The sequence below is a fragment of the Rhodococcus sp. GXMU-t2271 genome, from assembly GCF_041414735.1.
Lineage (GTDB): Bacteria > Actinomycetota > Actinomycetes > Mycobacteriales > Mycobacteriaceae > Rhodococcus > Rhodococcus indonesiensis.
In genome coordinates this window covers 105,261-116,229 of sequence record NZ_JAUIZP010000006.1, presented here as the reverse complement: position 1 = coordinate 116,229, position 10,969 = coordinate 105,261, and the positions used below count along the sequence as shown (strand labels likewise).

Here is a 10,969-nt window from a genome sequence, read left to right as displayed (position 1 = left end):
GCCGCCTCGCGCGGGGCGCCCCCCACTCACTGCCGCTGCGTGGTCAGGCGCCGATCAGCCGCTGCGCCAGGTAGCCCTCGACCTGGTCGAGCCCGACGCGCTCCTGCGCCATGGTGTCGCGCTCGCGGATGGTGACGGCCTGGTCCTCGAGGGTGTCGAAGTCGACCGTGATGCAGAACGGGGTGCCGATCTCGTCCTGGCGACGGTAGCGACGGCCGATGGCGCCGGCGTCGTCGAACTCGATGTTCCAGTGCTGGCGCAGCTGCGCGGCGAGGTCCTTCGCCTTGGGGCTCAGGTCCGCATTGCGCGACAGCGGCAGCACCGCCGCCTTGACCGGGGCGAGCCGGCGATCGAGGCGCAGCACGGTGCGCTTGTCGACGCCACCCTTCGCGTTGGGCGCCTCGTCCTCGCTGTACGCGTCGACGAGGAACGCCATGAGCGAACGCGTCAGGCCCGCTGCCGGTTCGATGACGTACGGGGTGTACCGCTCGCTGGTGGTCTGGTCGAAGAAGCTCAGGTCGGCACCCGAGTGCTGCGCGTGCGTCGACAGGTCGAAATCGGTGCGGTTGGCGACGCCCTCGAGCTCACCCCATTCGCTGCCCTGGAAGTGGAACCGGTACTCGATGTCGACGGTGCGCTTCGAGTAGTGGGACAGCTTGTCCTGCGGGTGCTCGTACAGGCGCAGGTTGTCCTTGTTGATGCCGAGCCCGGTGTACCAGTCCATCCGGTAGTCGATCCAGTACTGATGCCACTGTTCGTCCTCGCCCGGCTTGACGAAGAACTCCATCTCCATCTGCTCGAACTCGCGGGTCCGGAAGATGAAGTTGCCCGGGGTGATCTCGTTGCGGAAGCTCTTGCCGATCTGGCCGATGCCGAACGGCGGCTTCTTGCGCGACGTGGTGAGGACATTGGCGAAGTTCACGAAGATGCCCTGCGCGGTCTCGGGGCGCAGGTAGTGCAGCCCCTCCTCGCTCTCGATCGGACCGAGATAGGTCTTGAGCATCATGTTGAAGTCGCGGGGCTCGGTCCACTGGCCCTTGGTGCCGCAGTCGGGGCAGGCGATCTCCGACATGGGAACAGCGTCGGGATCGTCGAGCTTGTTCTTCTCGGCGTACGCCTCCTGCAGGTGGTCCTGGCGGTGGCGCTTGTGGCAGCTCAGGCACTCGACGAGCGGATCGTTGAAGACTCCGACGTGACCCGACGCGACCCACACCTGACGCGGCAGGATCACCGACGAGTCCAGACCGACGACGTCCTCACGGCTGGTGACCATGTTGCGCCACCACTGCTTCTTGATGTTCTCCTTGAGCTCCACGCCGAGCGGCCCGTAGTCCCAGGCCGACCTCGTACCGCCGTAGATCTCACCGCAGGGGTAGACCAGGCCCCGGCGCTTGGCCAGGTTGGCGACGGTATCGATCTTGGATTTCGGTGCCACTCGGATTCACTCCATCTTCGATGCGGGGTTTCGCAGCGTGCGTCGACCCGTAAGCCTATCGCTCCGGTCGGTGGGGCCGAACTTCGCGCCGGTTGACATGCACATTCGTGCATATCAAAATGGAATCGGTTTGCAATAACGCGGCCGAGGACCCGAAGGAGACCTGTTGAGCGTTGCCGACACCGGCCGCGGCGGCGACGCCACCGCCGCGAACCCACCGCACGAGGACTGCCGACCGGACTCGGTGACACCCTCCCCGGCCCCGGCTCCGTCGCGCGAGACCCTCGCCGCCGCCGGCGAGCTGCTGCGCGCCCTGGCCGCACCCGTGCGCATCGCGATCGTGCTGCAACTGCGCGAGTCCGAGCGCTGCGTCCACGAGCTGGTCGGCGCGCTCGGCGTCACCCAACCGCTCATCAGCCAGCACCTGCGCATCCTCAAAGCCGCGGGGGTGGTCCGCGGCGAGCGCGCCGGCCGCGAGGTGCTCTACCGTCTCGTCGACGACCATCTCGCCCACATCGTCGTCGATGCCGTCGCCCACGTCGAGGAAGGTTGACCCCAGCCGTGCCGCCCGCCCCCAAACCCGTCGTCGGAGTCCGCTCCACCAGACAACGCAGTGCGATCTCCGCGCTGCTCGACGAGATCGAGGAATTCCGTTCGGCCCAGGACCTGCACGACGAACTGCGCCGGCGAGGTGAGGGCATCGGCCTGACCACCGTCTACCGCACCCTGCAGTCCCTCGCCGAAGCCGGCACCGTCGACGTGCTGCGCACCGACAACGGCGAGTCCGTCTACCGGCGCTGCTCGTCCGGTCACCACCACCACCTCGTGTGCCGCGCGTGCGGATTCACCGTCGAGGTGGACGGACCCGAGGTCGAGCGCTGGTCCCACGAGGTGGCCGAGGCGAACGGCTTCGTCGACGTCAGTCACACCGTCGAGATCTTCGGCACCTGCCGCGAGTGCGCGGCCGCCGAGCCCGCGACCACCCGCTGAGCGGCCGACCCTCAGCGGCACCCGCAGCCGTCGCAACCGCACCCGCCCAGTAGATCGAGGGCCTCGTCGCCCGGCTCGTCGAACACGCACGCCCGCCCGCCGAGCCGCGTTGCGAGGTCGGGAGCCGACGGCACGAGTGCCGCCACCACCGCGACCGCGCGCGCCAGGTGCGCCGGCACCAACGGGTGCGCCGGGACGCGCTGCACCGCCGTCACCCGGTCCTGATGGAGCTCGAGCGTCGCGTCCGGCCACTGCGCCTGCAGGTCGACGAGAACCTCGGCCGCGCGGGTACGACCGGAGATCCGCTCCACGAGGTACGTCGTCAGCTCCACCACCCCGGCTCGTGAGTCGACGACGACGTAGGTGAGCACATCGTCGACCCAGATCGGCACGTCGCCGTCCGTGTCCGGTTCGATCTCCTCGGCGAGGACCGTCGACAGGACGCGCAGCACGGCCGCGCGCAGCGCGTCGTCGTCTCCGGTGGCGATCGGGAAGTCCCAGTCGAGTTCGCTCACTCGGATCCGCCCGTACCCGCGACGGCCGAACGCGCGTCGCCGGCGCCACCGAGCACGAGCAGCAGCATCGTCGTCAGGGGCGAATCGTCGAGGCCGGTGGCAGGAAAGGAGTACCGCAGCACCACGTCCGCCTCGGCGTCCCGCTCGACGAGATGGATCGACCCGAACTGCAGGGCGTCCGCTGCCGTGGCGACGCGCGTGCGCAACGCGTCGTCGAGGGGCAGGTCCCACGCGAGGATCCCGGTCAGCGACACCACGTCGAGACCCTCGGTGAGGGTCACCACCCGCACGGCGCAGGGCACGCCCGCGTAGTCGAATCCCAGCGCGTCGTCGCCGTTCGTCCTGGGTTCGTGCAGGGCGACGAACCCCGCCAGCGCGGACGCGATCCGCTCGCGCAGGCTCAGTCCGCTCGGGTCCGTCCCGCCGGGGTCGGGTACCCGGTCGCCCCGCCCGGTCCCGGCGTCCGTCACTTCACACCCCCGAATCGACGGTCGCGCGAGGCGTATTCCACACACGCGGCCCACAGGTCCCGACGGTCGAAGTCGGGGAACATCTTGTCCTGGAACACCATTTCGGCGTAGGCCGACTGCCAGAGCAGGAAGTTCGAGGTGCGCTGCTCACCGGACGGCCGCAGGAACAGGTCCACGTCCGGCATGTCGGGTTCGTCGAGATACCGCGCCACCGTGGCCTCGGTGACACGATCCGGGTCGAGCTGTCCGGCGGCCACCCGGTGCGCGATTTCCCTTGCAGCGTCGGCGATCTCGGCTCGGCCCCCGTAGTTCACGCACATGGTGAGAGTCATCACGTCGTTGTCGCGGGTCAATTCCTCGGCGATCTCGAGTTCCTTGACGACACTGCGCCACAGCTTGGGCCGTCGTCCGGCCCAGCGCACGCGCACCCCCATCTCGTGCATCTCGTCGCGCCGGCGCCGGATCACATCCCGGTTGAAGCCCATGAGGAAGCGCACCTCGTCCGGGCTGCGCTTCCAGTTCTCGGTGGAGAACGCATACGCCGAGAGCCACTTGACGCCCATCTCGATGCAGCCGCACACGGTGTCCATCAGCACCGCCTCGCCGCGTTCGTGGCCGGCGGTGCGGGGCAGGCCGCGTTCCTGTGCCCAGCGTCCGTTGCCGTCCATGACCAGGGCGACGTGCCGCGGGATCAGCTCGGGCTGCAGCCCCGGTGGGCGGGCGCCGGACGGATGCGGGTCGGGCGGCCGGATCTCGCGGTCACGCGATGGTTGCGGGGTGCGGCGTCGAATCACGCCCCCCATCCTGCCCGACCGTCTCCCCGTCCACAGCCACGGCATGGGGACGACTGCGTTCGATGAGTGGCAATGTCCGCAACTGCCGCTCCAGATGCCACTGCAGGTGGGCGGCGATCAAGCCACTGGCCTGCCCGCGCGTGGCCGCCGGCACCGTTTCGGTGCCCTCCCAGCGACCGTGGAACAACGCGTCCATCAGGTCCAGCACCCCCGCACCGGGGGTCGCGGCACCCGGCGGACGGCACTGCACGCACACCGCTCCCCCGGCCGCGACATGGAACGCGCGGTGCGGGCCGGGCTCGTCGCAGCGGGCGCAGCGGCCGATCGCAGGTGCCCAGCCGGCGTAGGCCATCGCGCGCAGCAGGTACGCGTCGAGAATCAGCTCCGGCGGCCGGATCCGGTCGGACAGCGCGCGGAGCGCACCGACGGTGAGGCGGTGCAGTTGCGGGACGGGGGCGCGTTCCTCACCGGCGAGCCGTTCGGCGGTCTCGAGGACGGCGCACGCGGTGGTGTAGCGGCCGTAGTCGTCGACGATGTCGGCACCGAACGCGTCGACGGTCTGGACCTGCGTGACGATGTCGAGGCTGCGGCCCGGATGCAGCTGCACGTCGATGTGCGCGAACGGCTCGAGCCGGGCCCCGAACTTCGAGCGGGTGCGCCGCACACCCTTCGCGACGGCCCGCACGAGTCCGTGGCGACGGGTGAGCAGGGTGACGATGCGGTCGGCCTCGCCCAGCTTGTGCTGGCGCAGCACCACCGCGTGATCCCGGTACAACCTCACGATCCGAGTCTGTCACGCCCGGCCGACACCCGCCGCACGCCACGTCCGGGTTCGCTCGGTCGGCTCAGGTGGCGCTGCGCTCGTCGGCACCCATCGCCCCGAGCACGGCCTGCCGGGTAGCGGGACCGCCGGTGATCCGGCGCTCGCCGGCGCCGTTGACGAGCAGCCGGCCCCAGCGCTGCTCGTCGAACTCGGCGGGGGCGGTGGAGCCGAGGAATTCCTCGACGACCCGGACGAACCGGATGGGGTCGTCGCGGAACGGGAAGTGACCGGAGTTGCGGAAGATCTCGAGCCGGGAATGCGGCATCGCCGAATGCGCCAGGTGCGCGTGCCCGACGGGGATCACGCTGTCGTGCTCACCCCAGATCAACTGCACGGGCAGGTCCTCGGTCAGGTAGCAGCGGTCGAGCATCGTCACCGCCTGACCACGCCAGTCCACGACGGCCCGCAGTGTGCGCAGAAACGCCTCGCACGCCGTGGGATCGGGCAGGCCCCCGAGAACCCGGATCAGGTCCGAGGTGTCGTGCAGCAGGACACCGGGACGCAGCGGCGTGTCGTGCCAGCGGCCCAGCAGACCCCCGGCGATCCGCACAGCGGGCATGGCGCCCGGGAGCCGCAGCAGCTTGAGCGCCTCGCTCAGTCCCGGCACGGACAGCAGCCGCAGGGCGGGGTGCACATCCTTGGTGACACCACCGGCCGAGACCAGCACGAGCCGCTCGACCAACTGCGGGAACTGGTACGCGAACTGCATCGCGACGCCCCCGCCGAGGGAATGCCCGACCACCGTGACGCGGTCGATGCCCAGCACCGACAGCAGATCTCGCACACCGTTGGCGTATCCGGCGACCGAGTAGTCGCTGCGGGGCTTGTCGGAGCGCCCGTGGCCGAGCAGGTCGGGCGCGATGACCGTGTACCTGCGGGCCAGGTGCGGGATGACCTCCCGCCAGGTCGAGGAGTTGTCGCCGATCCCGTGAATCAGCAGCAGCGCGGGTCCCTCACCGGCAATCCGGAACGCGCGGCGGTAGCCGTGGATGGTCCGGAAGACCACCCGCGTCTCCGTATCCGGTACGCGCCGGAGGTTGCGTGTGCGTGATGAACCCATGTGTAACTCCTGACAGCCGATCTCTACGACATCCCGGTAGGCGCCCGCGATATCCCCGGGGGCATACCCAGCGCCCCACCACACATGCCCTCAATGTGACGAGCATCACACTTCCGAACTCGAACACTCGACCTGACGTACTGGAACAAGTTACTGTTCGCTCGAACGAACAGCTACCGGAGGATGCCGCCGCATGACCACACCCCAGGCCGACACCCGAGCGCCGGGGCTCGCCGCCGAGGCCGCCGCGCTGGCCGCGGGCGCCACCACGTCCGTCGCCGCGACACGGGCGGCCCTGGACCGCATCGCGACCGCCGATCCCGCCCTCAACGCCTTTCGGAGCGTCCGCCGCGAGCAGGCCCTCGCCGAGGCCGAGCAGGCCGACCGGCGTCTCGCCGCCGGGGTCCGCCTCCCCCTGCTCGGCGTGCCGGTCGCGGTGAAGGACGACACGGACATCGCGCAGGAGGTCACCGCGTTCGGATGTGCCGGCGAGTTCACCGCCTGTGGGCAGGACGCGGAAGTGGTGCGACGACTGCGGGCAGCCGGCGCCGTGATCGTCGGCAAGACGAACACCCCCGAACTGGGCCAGTGGCCGTTCACCGGTGGCAGCGCCTTCGGGCACACCCGCAACCCGTGGCACCGCGACCACACCCCCGGCGGGTCCTCCGGGGGCAGCGCTGCGGCGGTGGCGGCGGGCATGGTGTCCGCGGCGCTGGGCTCGGACGGCGCCGGGTCGGTCCGTATCCCGGCCGCCTGGACCAACCTCGTGGGGATCAAGCCGCAGCGTGGCCGGATCTCGATGTGGCCCGACCCCGAGGCGTTCTACGGCCTGACCACGCACGGCACCCTCGCCCGTACGGTCGCCGATGCCGCGCTGTTGCTCGACGCTGTCGCCGGCGGCCACGTCGGCGACCTGCACGAAGCCGAGTCCGTCACGGTGTCCGACGCCGTGGGCCGCGATCCGGGCCGGCTCCGCATCGCGCTCTCGTTCGCCCTGCCGTACACCGCTACCCGCGCCCGCCTGCACGACGAGATCCGGGCGAGCGTCGAATCCCTCGCCGGCACCCTGCGCGCCCTGGGTCACGAGGTCACTCTCGCCGACCCCGCCTACGGAAAACTGCTGGGCCTGAACTTTCTGCCCCGGTCCATGGCGGGAATCGACGACTGGGTGCGGCGCCTGCCGGACCCCGCCCTGGCCGACCCCCGGACCCGCGCGAACGCGCGCACCGGCCGATTGCTCCGCGGCCGCCCGCTCCGTGCCGCGCGGGCCGCCGAACCACGCATACGCCGGCGCATCGGCTCGATCTTCGACCGGTTCGACGTCATCCTCGCCCCCACCACGGCCACTCCGCCGCCGACGGTGGACGCAATGGACGGTCTCGGCGGCTGGGCCACCGACAAGGTGATCACTGCCGCCTGCCCCTACACCTGGCCGTGGAACGTCCTGGGCTGGCCGAGCGTGAACATCCCGGCGGGCTTCACCGGAGCGGGCCTGCCGGTCGGCGCCCAGCTCATGGGGCACGAGAACGCCGAGCCCGTGCTGATCTCCCTTGCCTCGCAGCTCGAGTCGGAACTGCGCTGGGATCGTCACACGCCGCGGCGATGGTGGTGAGCTCGATGGGCACGGATGTCCGCAGCAGGATCGTCGCCGCGACCCTGCACCTGATCGGCACGGACGGCATCGCCGCAGTCACCAACCGCCGCATCGCCGCCCGGGCGGAGGTCTCGCTCGGGTCGATCACCTACCACTTCCCCACCCAGTCCGATCTGCTGCGCTCGGCGCTCACGACATTCGTCGCCGACGAGACCACACGACTGCGCGAGCTCGCACAGGAGTACCGGGGCCGGGATCCGAGCCTGGTCGACGCCGCAGCACTCACCGAGCAGGTTGCCGAGGACTTGTCGTTCTCGGCCGAACGGATCGCCCCGTTCGAGCTCTACATCCAGGCGGGCAGGGATGCCCGGCTGCGGGACGCCGCGGCACAGTGCTGGTCCGCCTACGATGCGCTGACCGCAACGATCCTCACCGAACTCGGCGTACCCCGAGCGGAATCGATCGCGCCGACGCTGGTGGCCACGATCACGGGCCTGCAGCTGCGGCGCCTCGCCACCGGCGGTGCGGTGGACATCGCGACCTCCGTGCTGCACCTGGTCCGCAGCGCGGTCTCCCCGGACACCGCGGGAGGTGACCCGGGCACCGGTCACACCACGGTGGCGACGACGAAGATCACGTAGGCCGCGAGGGCGCTCCGCACGACGACGTCGACCGACCGGCGCGGGGCCCGCACCGCGAACAGGACGGAGGCCGTCGCCAGCAGCGCCCAGCACGCCGGATGTCCGTAGCGGATCGCCGCTTCCTGCACACCGGTCGTGGTGCCGGCCTTCGCGGGCACCACGAACAGCCAGAGCACGGCGAGCCCGAGACACAATGCCGCCAGGACGACGCCGACGGCGACGCGATTCCGCGTCACCACCGCCCGTACACCGCTCGCCGAATCACCGTTCACGGCTGTCTCTTCCGCGTTCGCAGCCCGGGGCCGTGGCCCCCGAGACCTCTCGGGGACCACCGTAGATCAGAAGCCGAGGCGGCCGAGTTGCTTCGGATCACGCTGCCAGTCCTTGGCGACCTTGACGTGCAGATCGAGGTAGATCTTCACACCGAGCAGCTTCTCGATCTGCGACCGGGCGGCGGTACCGACCTCGCGCAGGCGCGCACCACCCTTGCCGATGACGATGCCCTTCTGGCTCGGCCGCTCCACGTACAGCAGCGCATGCACGTCGAGCAGTTCGCCCTGCTTCTCGGTTCGGCCCTCCCGCTCGGAGATCTCCTCGATCACTACCGCGAGCGAATGGGGCAGCTCGTCGCCGAGCCCCTCGAGCGCGGCCTCGCGGATCAGCTCGGCCATGAGCGTCTCCTCGGGCTCGTCCGTCAGCTCCCCGTCGGGGTAGAACGCCGGCCCGGGTTCCATGTGCGAGGCGAGAACGTCGACGAGGACCTCGAGCTGTTCCCCCGAGGTGGCGGACACGGGCACGACGTCCACGTCGGGCCCCAGCAGCTCGGACACGGCGAGCAGCTGCGGTGCGAGCCGTTCCTTGCCGACCTTGTCGATCTTCGTGACGATGCCGATCAGCTTCGTGCGGGGGGCGACCTGCCGCACCTGTTCGACGATCCAGCGGTCGCCGGGGCCGATCTTCTCGTCCGCCGGGATGCACACGCAGACGGCGTCGACCTCCGAATAGGTGTCGCGCACCAGGTCGTTGAGGCGCTGCCCGAGCAGGGTCCGCGGCCGGTGCAGGCCGGGAGTGTCGACGAGGATGATCTGTGCGTGTTCCCGGTGCACGATGCCCCGGATGGTGTGCCGGGTGGTCTGCGGGCGCGACGAGGTGATCGCGATCTTGCTGCCCACGAGCGCATTCGTCAGCGTCGATTTGCCGGTGTTGGGGCGGCCGACGAAACACACGAAGCCGGAACGGAAGTCGGGATCGGTCAATGCAGAGCTCCTCGTCTGTGGTGCCGCCGGACGGATCGGCACGGGGTGTGGGGCCTCGGCGACGAGGTCACCCGTCGACCGGCTCCTCGGCGACCGCGGCGGCCTCCTCGGTCGCGGGAACCCGTTGCACGTACACGGTGTTGATGCGGACCCGGCCGCGGGCGTCGCGGCCGCCCTCGCCGCGCAGCCGCAAGCCGTGGATCTCCACCTCCGAGCCCGGCAACGGTACCCGGCCGAGCACGAACCCGAGCAGTCCGCCGACGGTGTCGACCTCGAGATCGTCGAGCGCGACGTCGAACAGGTCACCGAGGTCCTCGACGGGCAACCGAGCGGAGACCCGGAAGGTGTCGTCGCCGAGATCCTCGACGGGGGCGATCTCTGCGGTGTCGTACTCGTCGGCGATCTCGCCGACGATTTCCTCGATGATGTCCTCGATGGTGACGAGACCGGCGATGCCGCCGTACTCGTCGACGAGCAGCGCCATGTGGTTGCGGTCGCGCTGCATGTCGGCCAGCAGATCGTCGAGACGCTTGGAATCGGGGACGAACACCGCCGGGCGCATCACCTCGGCCACGGTCACACTCCGGCCGCCGTCGCGTGAATAGTAGGTCTGCTGCACCAGATCCTTCAGGTACACGACGCCACGGATGTCGTCGACGTTCTCCCCGACCACGGGGATGCGGGAGTGCCCGCTGCGTACCGCGAGCGAGGTGGCCTGGCCGGCGGTCTTGTCCGCCTCGATCCACACCATCTCGGGACGCGGCACCATCACCTCGCGCGCGGTGGTGTCACCGAAGTCGAACACCGACTGGATCATTCGCCGTTCCTCGGCCGCGACGACGCCGCGCTCCTGGGCCATGTCCACCAGCTCGCGCAGCTCGATCTCGTTGGCGAACGGCCCGTTCCGGAATCCGCGACCGGGGGTGATCGCATTGCCGATCAGGATCAGCAGTCTGCTCAGCGGGCCGAGCAGCACACCGATCACGCGCAGCGGCACCGTCGCGCCCAGGGCGATGGAATACGCGTGCTGGCGGCCGAGGGTGCGCGGACCCACGCCGATCACCATGTAGTCCACGAGCACCATGACCACGGCAGCGGTGACCAGCGCCCAGGTGTGGTCCATCCGGTCGAGCAGCGCCGCCACCAGCACGACCGTCGCGGTGATCTCGCACAGAATGCGCAGCAGCACCATCAGGTTGACGTACCGGGGGCGGTCTCCGAGGATCACCAGCAGCTTCTGCGCGCTGGGCCGTTCGCCCTTCGCGAGTTCCTCCACCCGGGCCGGGGAGACGGTGTTCAGCGCCGAGTCGACCGCCGCGAACAATCCGCCGAGCGCCACCAGCACGACGGCGGCGACGACGAGCGCGGGGGCACTCATGCCGATGCTCCGA

The 10,969-nt window shown here is 70.1% G+C and carries 13 protein-coding genes; 4 read left to right on the top strand and 9 right to left on the bottom strand.

What is annotated here, in order from left to right; genetic code table 11:
- Positions 1-43: 43 nt before the first annotated feature.
- A complete protein-coding gene (locus QYS60_RS03865; RefSeq protein ID WP_371382482.1) occupies positions 44-1,435 on the bottom strand; it encodes a glycine--tRNA ligase in 1,392 nt (463 codons plus the stop codon).
- A gap of 244 nt (positions 1,436-1,679) precedes the next feature.
- Here QYS60_RS03865 and QYS60_RS03860 point away from each other — a divergent pair, with 244 nt between their 5' ends.
- Positions 1,680-1,988, top strand: coding sequence for a metalloregulator ArsR/SmtB family transcription factor (locus QYS60_RS03860; protein ID WP_235157368.1), 309 nt, complete (start codon positions 1,680-1,682; stop codon positions 1,986-1,988).
- Between the two features lie 8 nt (positions 1,989-1,996).
- Entirely contained in the window at positions 1,997-2,425 is a 429-nt protein-coding gene (locus QYS60_RS03855) for a Fur family transcriptional regulator (protein WP_003937054.1), read from the top strand.
- An 11-nt stretch (positions 2,426-2,436) separates the two neighbouring features.
- Here QYS60_RS03855 and QYS60_RS03850 read toward each other — a convergent pair whose 3' ends face one another.
- The 5 genes from QYS60_RS03850 to QYS60_RS03830 all read right to left on the bottom strand — a co-directional run bounded on the left by QYS60_RS03850 (position 2,437) and on the right by QYS60_RS03830 (position 6,087).
- Positions 2,437-2,940 (bottom strand): hypothetical protein, encoded by a 504-nt coding sequence (locus QYS60_RS03850; RefSeq protein WP_289380802.1) that lies wholly within the window; start codon positions 2,938-2,940, stop codon positions 2,437-2,439.
- The gene (locus QYS60_RS03845; protein WP_003937052.1) at positions 2,937-3,410 is read right to left on the bottom strand and encodes a hypothetical protein; all 474 of its coding nucleotides are present in this window, start codon (positions 3,408-3,410) and stop codon (positions 2,937-2,939) included. The genes QYS60_RS03850 and QYS60_RS03845 overlap by 4 nt, the downstream gene beginning before the upstream one ends.
- Complete coding sequence (locus QYS60_RS03840) at positions 3,407-4,204, bottom strand: isoprenyl transferase (RefSeq protein ID WP_003937051.1); 798 nt, start codon at positions 4,202-4,204, stop codon at positions 3,407-3,409. Before QYS60_RS03840 ends, QYS60_RS03845 begins: the two co-directional genes overlap by 4 nt.
- Entirely contained in the window at positions 4,170-4,985 is an 816-nt protein-coding gene (recO, locus tag QYS60_RS03835; RefSeq protein ID WP_081608744.1) for a DNA repair protein RecO, read from the bottom strand. The genes QYS60_RS03840 and recO overlap by 35 nt, the downstream gene beginning before the upstream one ends.
- Before the next feature lie 64 nt (positions 4,986-5,049).
- Positions 5,050-6,087 carry an alpha/beta fold hydrolase gene (locus QYS60_RS03830; protein ID WP_054372468.1) on the bottom strand — a complete coding sequence of 346 codons (1,038 nt, stop codon included), beginning with the start codon at positions 6,085-6,087 and terminating at the stop codon, positions 5,050-5,052.
- A 193-nt stretch (positions 6,088-6,280) separates the two neighbouring features.
- Between QYS60_RS03830 and QYS60_RS03825 the strand changes: the two genes are divergently transcribed.
- Positions 6,281-7,699: an amidase gene (locus QYS60_RS03825; RefSeq protein WP_371382481.1), complete on the top strand. Its 1,419-nt coding sequence runs from the start codon at positions 6,281-6,283 to the stop codon at positions 7,697-7,699.
- Positions 7,690-8,322, top strand: coding sequence for a TetR/AcrR family transcriptional regulator (locus QYS60_RS03820; protein WP_371382480.1), 633 nt, complete (start codon positions 7,690-7,692; stop codon positions 8,320-8,322). Before QYS60_RS03825 ends, QYS60_RS03820 begins: the two co-directional genes overlap by 10 nt.
- Here QYS60_RS03820 and QYS60_RS03815 read toward each other — a convergent pair.
- The 3 genes from QYS60_RS03815 to QYS60_RS03805 form a co-directional block, all read right to left on the bottom strand.
- Positions 8,289-8,594, bottom strand: coding sequence for a hypothetical protein (locus tag QYS60_RS03815; protein WP_371382479.1), 306 nt, complete (start codon positions 8,592-8,594; stop codon positions 8,289-8,291). The genes QYS60_RS03820 and QYS60_RS03815 overlap by 34 nt on opposite strands.
- Positions 8,595-8,660: 66 nt before the next feature.
- Positions 8,661-9,578 carry a GTPase Era gene (gene era, locus QYS60_RS03810; RefSeq protein ID WP_371382478.1) on the bottom strand — a complete coding sequence of 306 codons (918 nt, stop codon included), beginning with the start codon at positions 9,576-9,578 and terminating at the stop codon, positions 8,661-8,663.
- A gap of 67 nt (positions 9,579-9,645) precedes the next feature.
- Positions 9,646-10,956: a hemolysin family protein gene (locus tag QYS60_RS03805; protein WP_003937045.1), complete on the bottom strand. Its 1,311-nt coding sequence runs from the start codon at positions 10,954-10,956 to the stop codon at positions 9,646-9,648.
- Positions 10,957-10,969 lie beyond the last annotated feature (13 nt).